This is a genomic window from Bacillus sp. FSL R5-0585 (genome assembly GCF_038004545.1).
GTDB lineage: Bacteria > Bacillota > Bacilli > Bacillales > Bacillaceae_G > Bacillus_A > Bacillus_A cereus.
In genome coordinates this window covers 1,075,306-1,091,221 of record NZ_JBBORJ010000001.1, presented here as the reverse complement: position 1 = coordinate 1,091,221, position 15,916 = coordinate 1,075,306, and the positions used below count along the sequence as shown (strand labels likewise).

Sequence of the window (15,916 nt, the reverse complement as noted above, 5' to 3'; positions counted from 1 at the left end):
GACATGAATAGATTTTAATTTACACGAATTTCATAAAGTTAAACCTGTATCCCTTGCTGGCTAAGCATTAGAAGATATATTCGCTTTTTTGCAAATGAAGACATGTTGAATCGAAAGTAAAAGAAAAGTTAAGTATGGAATAAACCATTGAGAGTTTCGAAATTTTCATATATTGTATGAATTGAGTTCGAACTCAAAAATTTAAAAAGGTGGGAAAATTAGTGAATATGAAAAAATCTTTATCGGTGACAACTTTAGGGTTAGCGGTTTTAGGTTTTGGTTTTACTAATAACGCAAGTGCTTCAGAGGTCGATACTGTAGACAAGCAGCCCGTTTTAGTTGACTTTGATACAATTCAATCAACAAAAACATCTAGTGTTCCTAGTTTGACTATTGCAGCTGCACCTAAGAATGACTCTAACATTAGCGTATATACTCCCTTTTTTGGTAACCCCTATGCAGTTGCTAAATCGAAATCAACTACGACCGAAGACTATGTTTATGCAAAAGCAAGAACTTTCAATGGCGATGGCTCATTAGTGAATACGAAAAGTAATAGTGCAAAAAAATCATCCTTTGTAAGTGCTACAGCGACCAACACAAGCATTTATTATGGAGATGATTACGCTATCGGTAATCATACCTATAAATTAAGCGGTTATAATGATGTGAATCACGAAACAAAAGCTTTCTGGTAAGAAAGAGAAAAAAGATATGCATCTTGCATATCTTTTTTCTCTAATATTTTACATATATTGAGGTGCTATTTATGAAACAAATATATATTATTAGCGGTGTTTTACTTATTTCATTACTTACAATTTATATTTTGTTCAATACTTCATTCATACAACCTCATCCACCTTCCATAGAAAATAAACGAGAGCAACAAACCAATACTATTTCTTACGGATTGAAGGATAATCAAGGCCAACATATTAACAATGGTAGTACAATTACTAGTGAGGATAATAAAATTAATGTAACATTATCATTCGTACATACTATTAATGAAAACCGAAAATATGGATTAATTGTTCTAGAAGATTACGAACAAAAACCTTTTAAAATAGAAGATACTACTAATGAAATATCACACTATTTTTTTGATATGAAACCAAACAGTTCAATTACTACGAAAATCTCTTTACGCACTTCTCCTAATGCAAGTGAATTAACCTTTTTAATAATTAAAAAACCTGAATACAAATTAAAAGATAATAACTTAAATAAAGCAGCTATTTTAGAAGATATTCTAAGTATGCGATATTCAATGCATCCTCTTCAGAAAGAAAACGAAAAAATAAAACTCTCCCTTATAAATCCAGATGCTATTTTAAAAGATGGTCTTTACGAACCAGTATTTGTTACGAACCGTGAAGAGAACTTACAAACTGTCTTCTTTGAAAAGGAAGGCAAGCAATTAATTTTATCAAACGGTAATGAAACAAATGATGAAATGACTTACGCAATCGTGGCTTTTAAAGATTGGAAACAAGTTGAAATATTTAACAATAGAAAAGTCGTTTATACTAAGGTTGCACCTGAAACAAGACAAATCTTTAATTTCACATTGCCTTCAGTGGATCAGGAAAGTAATTTGCAACTCGTCGCTTTTCCATTTCCTTATAAAGTTAGCGAAGAAGATTATATCAGTCAACAAGCATTCAGTTCCTTTCGCATCGTAATTGAAAATGAAAATAAATAAGTTATACTGTGCACATTACAACAAACTAAAAAAGGCCTACTCACACGAGTAGGCTTTTGAAACTATGAAAGTTTCGTCAATAACTGATTTAAATCTTTTTTCGTTTTCGTCGTTAATGATTTCATTTTATTAATATCGATTTTTTCTTTCTCCGCTCCTACAATTAACGGATACATACTTTGACCGATTGTTTTAGAATCCGTCGGATGTGATGCTTCTAGCTCTTTTTCAATCACATCCCACTTTTCATTAATTTGTTTGCCAAGCTTATTCACTGTTTCCAATTTTGGATTAGCAGCTAACTGCTTGTCCAAGCTATCAATTAATGCTACAACTTCTTTAACATTCGTTTTCACAGCAACACTTTTCTTCGGATCTTTCGTTGTCTTTCCATTATTGTTTGTGCTTGTACTTGTGCTTTGATCTGTTGTTTTCCCGCTAGTCGTTTGATCATTCGTTTTTCCTGTCGTCTCTTTTTCTTTTGTTTTTACATTTTCGTTTTGAGTTGACGTTTTGCCGTTACTTTCTGTCCCTGATGATTCTTTCGTATTTTTTGCATCCTTATCTGTTTTTTCATTTGAAGAAGTATTTGTTTCTTTTTCAGTATCTTTCGTTGTTTTTGACGCTTCATCTGCACTTGTCGTTTTTGCTTCTCCATCATTTTGCGCAGTTACTTGCTCTTTCTTTTCCGTTTCTTTATCTGCTGAAGGACTACAAGCTGCCATAGTAAGCATTGTACCAATTGTTATCGATGCGATAGCGACCTTTTTCATTTTCATATAAATCCCCCTATGTTTTACATAATTTATCCTCCCCTTTACGATTCGATTTCCCCTTAAAAAATCCCTTTTCATACGAATTATCATCTTTCCGACAGTAATCTTCATAATAATACGTACAAAAACTGATAAACTCATTTTAATATTCGAGTTTCTTCTACTTCATTTTTCTACTCGCAAGTAAAAGAAAAAGAGTATATTGTCACATTAAGAATTACTATCTTCATATGACGATATACTCTTCTATCAAATTTTTATCTTTCTTGACATTTTATTTATACAAAAAAATAAAATTTTCTTTCGTTTTTTGTTTCTCAACATTTGTTAACATAATATTTTTATGAATAACCACCATTCGAGTGAATGACTTGCCCAGTAACCCATTTCGCTTCTTCACTTACTAAAAAAGAAATTAAGCGCGCAGCATCCACCGGTTCTCCTACTTTACCTTGCGGGAACTTCCATACTAAATGATGCTTCAGCTCCTCTGTAATCCATCCTGTATTCGTCGGTCCTGGATCTACAGCATTCACTGTAATCCCCTTCTCCATCGCAACTGGTGCTACTGACTTTGTAAATGCTTCAATTGCCCCTTTCGTTGCTGCATATGCTAGTTCATCTGGCATTGGACCTACTGACTGTCCTGAAGTAAGATTAATAATACTCCCGCCCGTTTTAAGTGAATAATGTTTTATAAACAATGAACTTAATAGCATAGTAGCCCGAACATTAACTGTATAATGTTTATCCAACTGCTCTACATCTAATTCCTCAATTCTCGTATGAGTAGAATATACTGCATTATTAACTAGAATAGATGGATCACCTAACCGTTCTGATACCATATAAAACAAACGATTTGGCGAATAAGACTGCGATAAATTGATTTCTGCCATTTCACATCGAACATCGTAACTTTCAATTTCCTTTTTCAGCAAAAAGGGTTCTTGATCACTCATTCCCCATGGCATCGCTTTATCATACTTTGGCCAGTACGTGAAAAAAATGTCTATCCCTTTTTGAGCAAGCACCTTGCATACAGCTGCACCAATTCCATTCAGACGAGTTGCCCCTGTTACAATTGCTATTTTCTTCACCTTTTTCTCCTCCATCTATACACAGATCCCCTGCATGAATACAGAGGATCTATCTTCTTATTGAATATTTGACAGTATACGTTCAGCACCTAATTTTAACATTTTAATAAAGATATAATTTACAATCGTAAACATTACAAACAAAACGATAAACATAACCCACAGTCCGACATGAAGGAAGAAGTATAATACACTTACTCCCCCCACAATAATTAAAGCTATTAAAATATTAGCTAAAAAATTCCACAAAGTTGTATATCGACTTTTAAATAATTTCTGCTCTGTATCCCAATGAATATCTGCAGTTTGCGCGTCCCAGCGTGTTCCGATTAAATTAATTAATAACAACCCGTTCGCACTTAGTAAAAACCACAGTATCATAAAGACTGGAGAAATCCCAGCTACAACTGCCATCGTAATACCGAATACTGCTAAAATGATCACATTAATTAACCAAGCAGTGATTGCTTTCGCAAAAAAGATATCCGAAGCCTTTACTGGTAAATAACGATTCACAAACCAAGAGCTTCCATCTCGCGAAAATGACGTTGTTGCAATGACGTTACTACCCATTAAAAATAACGATGCACAAAGGCCAACACCAATTGCAAATCCCGTTGTCTCTGAATTGTTAATATACTCTGTAATAAACTTTAAATTTCCATCTTGCACAAATAAAATAAAGAACAACATAATTGGCATAACGAAAGTTTGTACAATGCAATTTAAGAAAAATTGTGGTGTACGGAATAACGTTTTAAATTCTTTTTTCACATACGCTTTTAAATGCGAACTTTGTACTGTTGATTTCTGTAAACCTTCCGCCGAAATAACTTGTTTCTTTGCTGTACTCGTTGAAAGTCCAATAACCCCTTTTAAATATGTACGCTCTGCTATGTAATAAAACAACACAAAGAAGACAAATGAAATAACTGCAAAGATTATTACATATAAAGGTCCCTTCCAATTTGCATTTTCTACTAATGCTACTGCTCCAAAATATGTAGTTGGAAAATAGTTTGTCATTTGTACTAAAAGAGAAGACTGGTTGTTTGCAAGGTAATCCGCAATTGCATCTTCAGAAAACGAACTTTTATTTTTCCACTGCAAAAATACGTTAATTCCTACAATAAATAGTATACTTACGATTCCAATAAATATATTTCCTCGGTCTTTATTTTTCGCTATATTTGTATACCTCATAATAACTGTCATCAGTAACGAAGCTAGTACTAACGGCACAATTGGGAAGAGTAAGTAAATGAAAATCATATATATGTAATATGTAATAAATGCGCCACTTTTTAAACCGTACGTAATAAAGATCGGTAATAAAATAAATGAACTCATTACGTATTGTGTAATTAATACTGTTAAAAATTTGGCTGAAATAATTTGCGCTGGTTTTAATGGTAATGGTAATAACATTTCAATGTCATTGCTGTAGTAAAATACAGTTAAAATGTTCGTAATACTCATTAAAAATACCCATATACTCGCAATCGCAAGTCCCATTGCGATAATCATTCCTGGATCTTGCCCTAAATGTATCATTCCCTCATACATTGCATGCGTGATAGAACCAAACAGTAAAAAGCCGACAAATAAAATAGCTACAAATGAAAATACATACGCCCATCGCTTCTTCTTATCTGTTATAAAATCTGCATAATTTAATTTCAATAATACTTTCGTTAACGTCCAAATTTTACTCATTGCCCGTCATCTCCAAGAACATTTTTTCAAGTGATTCATTGGATTTAAAATGATCTCTCATTTCATCTAAATTCCCTTTAAACTGAAGGTTTCCCTTATTAATAATCGCGACGCGGTCACATAATTTTTCTGCCACTTCTAATACGTGTGTAGAGAAAAATACAATCTTTCCTTTATCCGCATGCTCTCTCATCATTTCTTTTAAAATATATGCAGATTTCGGATCAAGCCCAGTTAATGGTTCATCTAAAATCCATACATCTGGCTCATGTACGAGCACACCAATAATAACGATTTTTTGTCTCATACCGTGCGAATAACTTTGAATTTGATCAGATAAAGCATTATAAAGATCAAACTTCTTCGCTAAAGACTCTATTCGTTCTTGTCGTACTTCTTTCGGCACTTCATACATATCGGCCATAAAGTTTAAATATTCAATTCCTTTTAATCGTAAAAACATATCTGGACTATCTGGTACATAACCAAACGTCTTCTTCGCTTCCATCGGCTCTTCCATAATATTTTTTCCGTTAATCGTAATAGTCCCTTTGTCCACCCCGTGAATACCAGTAATCATCTTAATTGTCGTTGATTTACCCGCACCATTCGGTCCTAAAAATCCAAAGATTTCGCCGCTAGGTACAGATAAACTTAAGTCTTTTACTGCATAGGTAGACCCATTATAACTTTTTGACACATTCGTAATTTCAATCATTTCATCCAATCCTTTCCTTAATTACCAAATAACTATATTGATATTATAGCATAGTTCTATTTTAAGATTTTTACATTTTTCAGTATATTTAACCTTTAAAATAAATATACACCCCTAATCCAACAACTAAAACGACAGCTAGTATAATATAAATCATTGTTAAGCGTTTAATATTCCCCTTTGTCGCTTTGCTATAATTTGCATCACCATTCCGCCCAATTAACACCGTCGCAATGACAGTAATCACTACAAGTAATACAACGATCATGATCCAAGTTAGCATTTCTTCCTCCCCCTCCTTACAACCATTTTACAATATTATCCTCTTTATTTCGCAGCATATTTCCTCTTTTTACTATTATTATGAACCAAACTGGAAAACTATTATTACCATTCCTATCCATATGTGATATATTTATAACATAACGTGATTTATTTCTAACACTATAAGGAGGAACTATCATGAAAACAACTTGGATAAAATATTTAGGATTTCTCGGTTTCTTCGGTTTCCTCGGATTTTTTTATGAAAAAGGATTGTTTACTATGTTCTGTTTCTTCTCCTTTTTCACATCGTATAGAACAGTTCAACACGATGAACTGTTTGAACAAATTGTCAATAAATCGTGTCGCAATGCATTTATCGTTACGTTACTAACTACCACAATCATTATGTTTATTGAAATGTTATTTCCAAACCCTACGCTACAAGAGATTGATATCGCTCTTATTTTCGGCACACTCATTCTTACATTCGGCTTTTCTATGTTCTTTTTCGATAAACCAATTGATGAAATGGAAGATGCACCATGGCATTCGTAACGAGAATAAAAGAATACCGTGCCAAATTGAACATGACACAAGAAGATTTAGCGAAGAGCGTTGGTGTGCGACGTGAAACAATTAGTCATCTCGAAAAAGGTAAATACAATCCTTCCTTACAACTTGCTCACGATATAGCGAAGGCATTACATAGTACGATTGATGAGATTTTTATTTTTGAGGATTGATTAAAGACGTCCAGTCACAAGAATCACAAAAAAAATACCGTCATTCTTTCCAAGAAGAATGACGGTATTTCTCATTGATTATCCATATAAAACCGCATGAAATACGCCTAATAGCAAGTATTGATCCTGCATGTAATCTTCATCATATACATTCATCTCAATGTAATACATATCTTCCTCAAGACGAATATTCCAATCTGCAATTACATAGCCCTTTCGTAATAACTTTCCCATTCCAAATAAAGTTTTATGAACAACATATTCTTCTGCCTTATATGTAAAGGTAAATAAGAAATTTGCATCCAATAACTTTCCGTCACATACAAGTATTTCATGCTCTGCATCATGATTATCTTTGTACATTACTAAAATCCTTCTTTGGCGCTGCCTACTTACATCCTTTGCAATGACGCGAATATTGTCCTTACTATCCTTTATTTCATAAATAATATTACTACCAATTTTCGGAATAAAATCCAGCACTCTCATCAGCGTATTTTTATAATAGCCCCTTACTACACCTACTTGCTCACTTCCATTATAAACCTCTATCGGTGTCGTATCTGCTTTGCTATCACACGGTCGTTTGTAAGAGAGCTGCATCATTCGCTCTCCTCTTAAGTACTGATCAAACGTCACAGGATATTCTATCATGCGCAGTTCTTTATTTAGCTCATACAAATAGCGTTGAACACTCTCTATTAATGTTGCAGTAGCTATACGCTCTTGAAGTTCAAATTCTTGCCAGCTGGAAAAAACAGTCCATTGATTATGATCCTCTTCATAGAAGAAACCAAGAATTACCTCTTCACGGTCAGCCGTTTCATATTTCATAGGCACGTTCTGCCCATGTTGAACTTGTTCCATCCACTGACCTAAATAAATCCCCAGCTCTGCAACCTTCATACATGATTTTTGAAAAAATACGCTGTCACTCGCGCAAATCGTTACATCTCCTTCGATAAAGCCCTTTGAATAAGCATCATACCGTGGCTCATCCTTCTGCGGGAGATTTTTGTCTAACTCAAATAAAAACGTTAACATCCTTTATTCACCTCTAGTTGTTACACTAATCATACATGACATCGCATCACGCTAGGAAACTATTTATATACGCATATTTAATTCACGCATTATAACACGTGAATGACCTTGTATAGTAGCTCTATTTTTTTGTTCTATATCTTAGTATATGAATTTATATGAGCGATTTTTCAAATATATCTATCGCAACTTACAATATATCAACGATTTTTTCAATATATCTATCGCAACTTACAATATATCAACGATTTTTCAAATATATCTATCACAACTTACAATATATCAACGATTTTTTCAATATATCGATTTTTCGACAAATATCAGCACGATTAAAATGAAGCTACCTTTTCTTCCGCCACTTCTACAATTTCTAAAATTTGTAGAAGACTCTCCACTTCATAAGTCGGATTAACACTCGTCTTATTCTCTTTCAAACTCGGATTATACCAACACGTATCAATGCCGAAGTCTTCACCGCCTTTCATATCAGAAGTTAGCGAATCTCCGACCATTAGTACACTTAATTTATCCGTAATCCCAAACTTCTCAAACGCATAATCAAAAATCTCACGTGCTGGTTTTTGATGACCAACTTCTTCAGAAATAATAATATGATCAAAAAAATTACATAAAGGTGAATTTCCGATTCTTGATTGTTGCACCATCGTATATCCATTCGTAATAATACCTAACTTGCAATCTTGTAGATTTTCACATAATTGTACTGCGCCTTCTATAAGATGTACTTCTTTCCCTAAGTTTTCAAGATATACATTACTAAATTGCTGTGCATCTACGTCTATATTATGAAGCGCAAATAATTGTCTAAATCGATCTACTGCTAATTCACTTAGCGTAATCATTTTATTTTCTAAATCTCTCCATAATCCATTACTAATCTCTTTATAGCTTGCAAGATAATCATTATACCCTGTAGGCATATCAAACTGTACAAACGCATTATGTAATGCGTTTCTTTCCGTTTCAGGGAAATCTAATAATGTATCATCTACGTCGAATAATATAACTTTGTATTTCATGATGTTTTTCTCAACTCCTATATTCTCATAGCTTAATTATAACAACAATAAGAAAGGGAGGCTAATTAAAACCAGCCTCCCTTCTTTTTACTTTTCTTCCAACAGTAACTCTTTCATTTCCTCTAACGAATCTTTCGTAAAGCCAAGAGCTTTTTCAGCGTATGCTTCAACTGATCCGTATTGCTTTTGAATTTCACCAATCGCAGCTTGCAAGTATTCAGCACGCGCTTCAAACATTGCACCTAATATCGCTCTGCTCTCATCGTTTTGTAATTTCGCACCTAAAAAGGCCATCATTTTTTCATTTAGCTTTTCACGGAATCCGTTACTTAGTAAGTAGTCTTCCATTACTGTTTTTTCTGGTACACCTAGTAAAAGTAGTAATAATGCTGAACCAAATCCAGTACGATCTTTTCCAGCTGTACAGTGGTTTACTAACGGTAAGTTTTCCGGGTTTTGCGCTAAGTTTAAGAAGCTCACGAATGCCTCGTTGCCACTTACGAAATCTTGATTCATTTTCACAAGATACTCACCTGGTTTTCCTAACATAGAAAGGTCACCAACTTGGAAAAACTCATTTATATTTAAGTCTTTCGCTAAGTCTTGCATAACTGGTAAGCACACTTGACGAGCACCTGTAATCTCAGGATTTGGCTTATGCTTTACCTCAAAGTCTGTACGATAGTCACAAATTAACTTTAAACCAGACTTTTGTAAATAGTCGATATCCCACTCTGTTAGTCCTGCTAATTCTTCAGAACGGTATAATTTGCCCCATTTCACTTTACGTCCATCTGTCGTTTCATATCCACCCATATCACGGAAGTTAAACGCACCTTGTAATGGCAATCTACGCTCAGCTACTGTCACTGCTTGTCCATTACTTCCTACTAGTCTAAAATATGGACGTTCATTTTCACTCGGGTTTTCAATTGTATATGATAATTCTCCATTTACAGTTGCAAGTAGTTCTCCATTTTCTTCAATATGATCTGGTGAAGTACTCCAATAAATACGAACTTCTTCTATATTATTTTCCCACTTTATTTGTAACGTATTATCTTCAATTCTTTCTACAGTTGCTTGTAGCCAATTTCTTTGCTGCTCCATTCTTTCACCAACGCTTTCTCATATAATCGAATCTTTCTTCATTGTATTATAGGAATATCTATTTTGTCGTTCTCATTTTTCTTTTTATCTTACAAAGAGGCAAAAAGTTCTTTTACTTGTTCAAAATTTGTACATGGATTACCGCGAAATACGTATGCGATTTGTTCATTACCTAAATCTTCGTATACAACTGTTCCGCGATTAGGGTGCGGATAAAACTCTAACCCGTTTATAATTTATTTTGGGCCATAGTTCATTGTCCATGAAGAAATAGGATAATACGCTTTGTTTTTATGTCTACAAACCCAAAGTACATATAGTTTATTAACTTCGTCCCAGTATACATACTGCGTTTCGTCATTTCCGAAACCGACCGATTCAAGTTTCCAATTTAGTTTTTCATGAATTAACAAATTTACATAGGATACGTCATCTGGAGCATTCCACTCTCTACATCTTCCTATCTCACCCATTTCACTTCTCTTCGCTTGAAAGCTTAATAAGTGAAATGATGTATGTAATATCGTTTTCCCAAGCTCCATATTTACTGGTTGTAATTCAAATAGAAATCGTTCCATTTCGTCTTGGTTTACATATCCATGATCAACAGAAATTTCAACTTGTGTTTTCCATATAGATGTAACGTAACTTTCTTTTCCTTTATAATTTATACCTTTCCAATACACAAGCCCTTTATATTGAAAACAATCTCCTTTTGCTTGAGAAATACAGCTATCCGGAAATACTGGTTCCATTATATCGAGAAAAAATTCCTTTACTCGAAACATCCCAGTTGGAGTAACAACCTGAAACCAAAAAGTTCCCCACTTTTCACCTTCATAACGTTCTGAAACTTTTTCAACATTCCAGCCTTCTAACAATACATTTGGATACAATAACACGAATGAATGCATGGATTGCTTTAACATATAGAGTCCCCTCCCGCTATACGAGTTCGAGAGTATACATCATTGATCCTCCTAAAACTTTCTCACATATCTCTCAGTTGAACTAAGCAGCTGACATCCATTCTTTTCAAAAACATCCTTCATCCATTCATTTTGTATATTTGTCTCACCAATATAATAAGATGCACCTATTTCCTTTAAGACAAACATCGCACCTGCAAATAATGCGGCTTCATATCCATTATTACGCATATTTGGAGTAACTGCGAAGTACATAAATTTCCCTTCTTCTAACGTACCTCTTTCAATATGCGGGATTACAATTCCTATCGGATTTTCATCGACACTCGCTGTTAAACAATGTTCTTTCCATTGCTCACCAATTTCTTCTAGCATCATATGCACAAATTGATCATGAGCGACTGGTTCTCCCGTCGCTTCATTCCACAGTGAATAAAAACCCTCTTCTCCAACTTCTTCAATAAGCTTAAAATCAATTTCACTTTCTACATCTTCTACTTCGTATATATCTTTAAATACAATCATGTTTTCCGTAACATATTCAAATGAATACGTTTCAAAACATTTTTTATACACATCATAATTTGGACTTTTTGAAGAGATTTCAAAATGTAGTTTTTCTAATCCATCTTTTTTAGCTTCAGCAACGCAATATTGCATCATTTCCTCTAATTGCTCTTCTGTAAAAATCTCTGCATTATTTTCTTTTATCATAATAGAAGAAGCACTTCTTCTTATTTTAAAATGTTTTTCTAACTGTTCTATCGTCGTCATATTCTTCCCTCATCTATATCATACTCGAATTTCTAATCGTTCTCCTTGCATGAGCAGGATTGTCCTTGAATATATAGAATACTAGAAAAGATCGCATCTTTAAAGTGCGGAGGAGGTTCTCCAGTGGATATTACAGCATTGCAACAACAATTAGAGCTTATACAACAAAATGACTATACGCAACTGCAACATATAGATGTAAATGAGTTAACTTTGAACATGCTTCAGTATATCGGAACGACTGATAGCTACGTTCGTTACCAACTTATATATAAATGTTTTGCGCATTTCATTCATCATGAATTCCTTATGGACGATCAGCTGAAATTACTTCTGCAAACTTGTTTAAGTGATGAGTATTTATATTGTGACATTTACTCCCCACATACAGATGGGGTTTTCACACGTTCTTACACTGTTTCGTTAATTGCGTTAATACTCCAATTCGCTAATTCGCACTACTTTTGTACAGAGGAGGATATCGAAGAAATAAAAAATAAACTCATTACATATACAAACTTAGAAACAGATTTTCGGGGCTATATCGAAAACAAAGGATGGGCTCATTGTCTTGCTCACGTATCTGATGCTTTCACCGAAATTGTTCATAATACGTATACGACCTTTGAATGGTACGAAGAATTAATTCATTGTTTATTAAATAAAATTTTTATTCCATCTGACCTTTTTCATAATAATGAAGATGAACGCATTGTTACTCCATTACTAGCAATGCTGTATCATGATTTTCCTCAAAACGAGTTAATTTCTATTATTCATAAAAAAATAAAAAGGCTTCCTCAAATTAGAAAACGCCTTTCGCTTAATGAGTATTGTATTTTATGTGCCAATATTAAAACCTTTTTACGCACATTATTTTTCAGAACGAAAGATGACCATAACTTAGCCTTTACAGCACGTAAAACAGAAAGAATGTTAAAAGAACTTCCTAACTATTATTAAATACAAGGAGCAATGACATGGGTTATATTGAAGATATGAGAAATCTAGTAGGAAATCATCCACTTATTCTAATAGGATCACACGCCATTATATTAAATGAAAAAGATGAAGTATTGCTGCAACTCCGTACAGATTTTAACCGCTGGGGCATTATTGGCGGTGCCTTAGAATATAACGAAACATTAGAAGACGCTTTAAAGCGAGAAGTATATGAAGAAACTGGACTTATTATTAAAAATCCAGAACTATTCCGTACATACTCTGGACCAGATTACTTTCAAATCTATCCAAACGGCGATCAAGTACACGGTGTACTCGTTGTTTATATTTGCCGAGAATTTCATGGTGAACTTGTATGCGATCAAAGTGAATCAAAAGAACTACGCTTCTTTTCACTTGATGAATTACCTAATAATCTTCCCCCTGTTATTGAGAGGATTATTACAGATTATCAAAAAAAATAAGGGAACGCTTAACGTTCCCTCTTAAATCCAATCCGTTTTTTAATTTCCGCTAAATTTACCTTTGCAATAGCGCGTGCCTTCTCAGCACCGTTTTCTAATGCTTCATATAATAAATCCGGCTCATTCATATATATTGCGTACTTTTCACGAGGTCCAGCTAACTCTCGATCTACTACGCGAAACAACTCTTTTTTCACATCGCCCCATCCGATTCCAGTCTCATATTTTTCACGTAATGACTGTATTTCGTCTTCTGTCGCAAATTCTTTATAAATTGTAAATAAGGTTTCTAGTTCTTTTGGTTCATTTGGAAGTGAAGAATCTGTTTTGATTTTAAATATTAACTTTCGTAGTTTTTCTTGCTCTGCAAATAATGGGATCACATTTCCGTAACTTTTACTCATCTTTCTTCCGTCAAGGCCAGGTAATATTGCTCCTTCTTCTTGTATGACATACTCCGGAAGTGTAAATGTCGTGCCAAATGTATGATTAAAATACGTCGCAATATCACGCGCGATTTCAATATGTTGAATTTGGTCTTTTCCGACAGGTACATGTGTAGCTTGAAATAATAATATGTCAGCTGCCATTAAGATCGGGTACGTATATAACCCCATGTTCACTCCCGCATCGACCTCTAACCCTGCTTCTTTATTTTGCTCCACCTTCGCTTTATACGCATGAGCACGGTTCATAAGACCTTTCGGAGTTAGGCAAGCTAAAATCCAAGCTAATTCTAGAATTTCCGGTACTTCTGTTTGTCGATAAAAAATAACATCTTCTCCAAGTCCAAGCGATAACCAAGTAGCTGCTACCTCTTTCGTATAACTGCTGAACTTTTCTGAATCATGCACAGCATTTAATGCATGATAATCAGCTATAAAGTACAATGCTTTTCCTTCATTATTCTTTGACATTTGTAATGCAGGTTTAATCGCACCAATATAATTTCCTAAATGTGGATAACCTGTCGGCTTAATTCCTGTTAACATTATTTTTTCACTCACACTAACTCCTCCTTTCTCAAAATAAAAAGAGCCCCTCATCCTAAAAAAGGACGAGAGACTCCCGCGGTACCACCTTAATTAGCTATCATTAGCTCACTTCATACTTCAATAACGTGAAGTAACCGTCTTTACCTACTCATTTCAGTTAGAAGCTCCAGAGTCCATTCCATATTCATCCCTTACTGATTCTCACCACATATCAGCTCTCTGAAAAGTTTCGAATATGTACTCTTCTCTTTCATTGCTTTTTCGTTATTTTTTACAGTTTATCACATTTCACTTCCAAACAAACAAAAATTTTCTATTTTATATAGAAGGAATTTCCACTTCAATTGTCTAATATTATATAGGTTTGCAGAAATATTCGAAACAACTTTGGAGGTTTTTTCATGGTAAAATATATATCCATTTTAGGTTCCACAGGATCCATCGGCACATCTGCATTAGATGTCGTTTCAGCTCATCCTGAACATTTTAAAATCGTCGGTTTAACCGCAAATTATAATATCGATCTTCTTGAGCAACAAATCAAAACGTTTCAACCTCGTATTGTAAGCGTTGCGACAAAAGACTTAGCAGACAAGCTTCGTACGCGTATTTCAGCAAATACAAAAATCACACACGGGACTGATGGCTTAATTGCAGTAGCTACTCACCCTGATTCAAATCTTGTATTAAGCTCTGTTGTAGGTGTTTCAGGATTACTTCCAACAATTGAAGCATTAAAAGCGAAGAAAGATATCGCTATTGCTAATAAAGAAACTTTGGTTGCAGCTGGACATATCGTAACTGAACTAGCGAAACAAAACGGATGTCGCTTAATTCCAGTAGATAGTGAGCATTCAGCTATTTTCCAATGTTTAAACGGAGAAAATAATAAAGAGATTGAGAAGTTAATTGTAACAGCTTCCGGTGGTGCATTCCGTGATAAAACACGTGATGAAATGCAAACATTACAAGCAAAAGATGCTTTAAAGCACCCAAACTGGTTAATGGGCGCAAAACTAACGATTGATTCTGCCACATTAATGAATAAAGGGTTCGAAGTAATGGAAGCGAGATGGCTATTTGATATTCCATATGAAAAAATTAATGTAATGATTCATAAAGAAAGTATCATTCATTCTTTAGTAGAATTTATTGATGGATCAGTTATGGCACAGCTCGGTGCTCCTGATATGAGAATGCCGATTCAATATGCGTTTCACTATCCTACTCGGCTACCTTCTTCCTATGAAAAATTAAATTTATTAGAAATCGGTAGTTTACATTTTGAAAAACCAGATTTAGAGAAGTTCCCTTGTCTACAATACGCATATGAATGTGGCAAAATCGGTGGTACTACTCCCGCTGTATTAAATGCAGCAAATGAAATTGCGAATGCGCTATTCTTAAAAAATGAAATTGCCTTTTTCGATATTGAAAAAACAATTTACAAAACAATTGAAGCTCATCATAACGTAAAAGATCCTTCACTAGATGCTATATTAGAAGCGGATCAATGGGCGCGCCAATATGCAAATGAATTGTTAATAAAAAAGCGCTAAAACAGTTCCC

Annotated in this window: 17 protein-coding genes, 1 pseudogene and 1 other annotated feature; of the genes and pseudogenes, 7 read left to right on the top strand and 11 right to left on the bottom strand. The window is 34.2% G+C overall.

Going from position 1 to position 15,916, the window contains the following annotated elements; genetic code table 11:
* The first annotated feature begins 221 nt into the window (after window positions 1-221).
* Together MKY38_RS05690 and MKY38_RS05685 are read left to right on the top strand one after the other, a co-directional pair.
* Window positions 222-698 (top strand): hypothetical protein, encoded by a 477-nt coding sequence (locus tag MKY38_RS05690; RefSeq protein WP_001056353.1) that lies wholly within the window; start codon window positions 222-224, stop codon window positions 696-698.
* A 71-nt stretch (window positions 699-769) separates the two neighbouring features.
* Window positions 770-1,708 (top strand): hypothetical protein, encoded by a 939-nt coding sequence (locus tag MKY38_RS05685; RefSeq protein WP_000810153.1) that lies wholly within the window; start codon window positions 770-772, stop codon window positions 1,706-1,708.
* Window positions 1,709-1,770: 62 nt separating this feature from the next.
* Here the strand turns inward: MKY38_RS05685 and MKY38_RS05680 are convergent, their stop codons facing one another.
* From MKY38_RS05680 to MKY38_RS05660, 5 genes are all read right to left on the bottom strand, one after another.
* Window positions 1,771-2,487 carry a hypothetical protein gene (locus MKY38_RS05680; RefSeq protein WP_000782545.1) on the bottom strand — a complete coding sequence of 239 codons (717 nt, stop codon included), beginning with the start codon at window positions 2,485-2,487 and terminating at the stop codon, window positions 1,771-1,773.
* Between the two features lie 338 nt (window positions 2,488-2,825).
* Window positions 2,826-3,584 carry an SDR family oxidoreductase gene (locus tag MKY38_RS05675; RefSeq protein WP_000716965.1) on the bottom strand — a complete coding sequence of 253 codons (759 nt, stop codon included), beginning with the start codon at window positions 3,582-3,584 and terminating at the stop codon, window positions 2,826-2,828.
* Window positions 3,585-3,641: 57 nt separating this feature from the next.
* Window positions 3,642-5,300, bottom strand: coding sequence for a putative ABC transporter permease subunit (locus MKY38_RS05670; RefSeq protein WP_341048334.1), 1,659 nt, complete (start codon window positions 5,298-5,300; stop codon window positions 3,642-3,644).
* Window positions 5,293-6,018 (bottom strand): ABC transporter ATP-binding protein, encoded by a 726-nt coding sequence (locus MKY38_RS05665; protein WP_000570206.1) that lies wholly within the window; start codon window positions 6,016-6,018, stop codon window positions 5,293-5,295. Before MKY38_RS05665 ends, MKY38_RS05670 begins: the two co-directional genes overlap by 8 nt.
* Before the next feature lie 88 nt (window positions 6,019-6,106).
* The gene (locus tag MKY38_RS05660; RefSeq protein ID WP_000958863.1) at window positions 6,107-6,301 is read right to left on the bottom strand and encodes a hypothetical protein; all 195 of its coding nucleotides are present in this window, start codon (window positions 6,299-6,301) and stop codon (window positions 6,107-6,109) included.
* Window positions 6,302-6,480: 179 nt separating this feature from the next.
* Between MKY38_RS05660 and MKY38_RS05655 the strand changes: the two genes are divergently transcribed.
* Window positions 6,481-6,840 (top strand): DUF3796 domain-containing protein, encoded by a 360-nt coding sequence (locus tag MKY38_RS05655; RefSeq protein ID WP_000859224.1) that lies wholly within the window; start codon window positions 6,481-6,483, stop codon window positions 6,838-6,840.
* Complete coding sequence (locus MKY38_RS05650; protein WP_000896323.1) at window positions 6,828-7,028, top strand: helix-turn-helix transcriptional regulator; 201 nt, start codon at window positions 6,828-6,830, stop codon at window positions 7,026-7,028. The genes MKY38_RS05655 and MKY38_RS05650 overlap by 13 nt, the downstream gene beginning before the upstream one ends.
* Before the next feature lie 78 nt (window positions 7,029-7,106).
* Here the strand turns inward: MKY38_RS05650 and MKY38_RS05645 are convergent, their stop codons facing one another.
* From MKY38_RS05645 to MKY38_RS05625, 5 genes and pseudogenes are all read right to left on the bottom strand, one after another.
* Window positions 7,107-8,072 carry a tubby C-terminal domain-like protein gene (locus tag MKY38_RS05645; RefSeq protein WP_000955103.1) on the bottom strand — a complete coding sequence of 322 codons (966 nt, stop codon included), beginning with the start codon at window positions 8,070-8,072 and terminating at the stop codon, window positions 7,107-7,109.
* 329 nt (window positions 8,073-8,401) lie between these two features.
* Window positions 8,402-9,112 (bottom strand): YjjG family noncanonical pyrimidine nucleotidase, encoded by a 711-nt coding sequence (locus MKY38_RS05640; RefSeq protein ID WP_048534814.1) that lies wholly within the window; start codon window positions 9,110-9,112, stop codon window positions 8,402-8,404.
* Between the two features lie 87 nt (window positions 9,113-9,199).
* The gene (locus MKY38_RS05635; protein WP_088362249.1) at window positions 9,200-10,222 is read right to left on the bottom strand and encodes a tyrosine-protein phosphatase; all 1,023 of its coding nucleotides are present in this window, start codon (window positions 10,220-10,222) and stop codon (window positions 9,200-9,202) included.
* Between the two features lie 89 nt (window positions 10,223-10,311).
* Window positions 10,312-11,151 (bottom strand): annotated as a pseudogene (locus tag MKY38_RS05630) (hypothetical protein).
* A gap of 51 nt (window positions 11,152-11,202) precedes the next feature.
* Entirely contained in the window at window positions 11,203-11,925 is a 723-nt protein-coding gene (locus tag MKY38_RS05625; RefSeq protein ID WP_341048328.1) for a GNAT family N-acetyltransferase, read from the bottom strand.
* Between the two features lie 123 nt (window positions 11,926-12,048).
* On the opposite strand from MKY38_RS05625, the gene MKY38_RS05620 reads away from it, so the two are divergent.
* Both MKY38_RS05620 and MKY38_RS05615 read left to right on the top strand, forming a co-directional pair.
* Window positions 12,049-12,888: a DUF2785 domain-containing protein gene (locus tag MKY38_RS05620; RefSeq protein ID WP_000355454.1), complete on the top strand. Its 840-nt coding sequence runs from the start codon at window positions 12,049-12,051 to the stop codon at window positions 12,886-12,888.
* Window positions 12,889-12,905: 17 nt separating this feature from the next.
* Window positions 12,906-13,352: an NUDIX hydrolase gene (locus MKY38_RS05615; protein ID WP_000540463.1), complete on the top strand. Its 447-nt coding sequence runs from the start codon at window positions 12,906-12,908 to the stop codon at window positions 13,350-13,352.
* Between the two features lie 8 nt (window positions 13,353-13,360).
* On the opposite strand, the gene MKY38_RS05610 is transcribed toward MKY38_RS05615, so the two are convergent.
* Window positions 13,361-14,359 carry a tryptophan--tRNA ligase gene (locus MKY38_RS05610; RefSeq protein ID WP_001290888.1) on the bottom strand — a complete coding sequence of 333 codons (999 nt, stop codon included), beginning with the start codon at window positions 14,357-14,359 and terminating at the stop codon, window positions 13,361-13,363.
* 43 nt (window positions 14,360-14,402) lie between these two features.
* Window positions 14,403-14,610: a binding site (T-box leader), on the bottom strand.
* Window positions 14,611-14,748: 138 nt separating this feature from the next.
* Between MKY38_RS05610 and MKY38_RS05605 the strand changes: the two genes are divergently transcribed.
* The gene (locus MKY38_RS05605; RefSeq protein ID WP_025708771.1) at window positions 14,749-15,906 is read left to right on the top strand and encodes a 1-deoxy-D-xylulose-5-phosphate reductoisomerase; all 1,158 of its coding nucleotides are present in this window, start codon (window positions 14,749-14,751) and stop codon (window positions 15,904-15,906) included.
* The last annotated feature ends 10 nt before the right edge of the window (window positions 15,907-15,916 follow it).

Bases quoted from the DNA above. Each gene is read 5' to 3' on its own strand.
- MKY38_RS05635 (WP_088362249.1), bottom strand. From the start codon at position 10,222: ATGGAGCAGCAAAGAAATTGGCTACAAGCAACTGTAGAAAGAATTGAA.
- MKY38_RS05665 (WP_000570206.1), bottom strand. From the start codon at position 6,018: ATGATTGAAATTACGAATGTGTCAAAAAGTTATAATGGGTCTACCTAT.
- MKY38_RS05625 (WP_341048328.1), bottom strand. From the start codon at position 11,925: ATGACGACGATAGAACAGTTAGAAAAACATTTTAAAATAAGAAGAAGT.
- MKY38_RS05660 (WP_000958863.1), bottom strand. From the start codon at position 6,301: ATGCTAACTTGGATCATGATCGTTGTATTACTTGTAGTGATTACTGTC.
- MKY38_RS05645 (WP_000955103.1), bottom strand. From the start codon at position 8,072: ATGTTAACGTTTTTATTTGAGTTAGACAAAAATCTCCCGCAGAAGGAT.
- MKY38_RS05640 (WP_048534814.1), bottom strand. From the start codon at position 9,112: ATGAAATACAAAGTTATATTATTCGACGTAGATGATACATTATTAGAT.
- MKY38_RS05685 (WP_000810153.1), top strand. From the start codon at position 770: ATGAAACAAATATATATTATTAGCGGTGTTTTACTTATTTCATTACTT.
- MKY38_RS05680 (WP_000782545.1), bottom strand. From the start codon at position 2,487: ATGAAAATGAAAAAGGTCGCTATCGCATCGATAACAATTGGTACAATG.
- MKY38_RS05670 (WP_341048334.1), bottom strand. From the start codon at position 5,300: ATGAGTAAAATTTGGACGTTAACGAAAGTATTATTGAAATTAAATTAT.
- MKY38_RS05650 (WP_000896323.1), top strand. From the start codon at position 6,828: ATGGCATTCGTAACGAGAATAAAAGAATACCGTGCCAAATTGAACATG.
- MKY38_RS05605 (WP_025708771.1), top strand. From the start codon at position 14,749: ATGGTAAAATATATATCCATTTTAGGTTCCACAGGATCCATCGGCACA.
- MKY38_RS05655 (WP_000859224.1), top strand. From the start codon at position 6,481: ATGAAAACAACTTGGATAAAATATTTAGGATTTCTCGGTTTCTTCGGT.
- MKY38_RS05615 (WP_000540463.1), top strand. From the start codon at position 12,906: ATGGGTTATATTGAAGATATGAGAAATCTAGTAGGAAATCATCCACTT.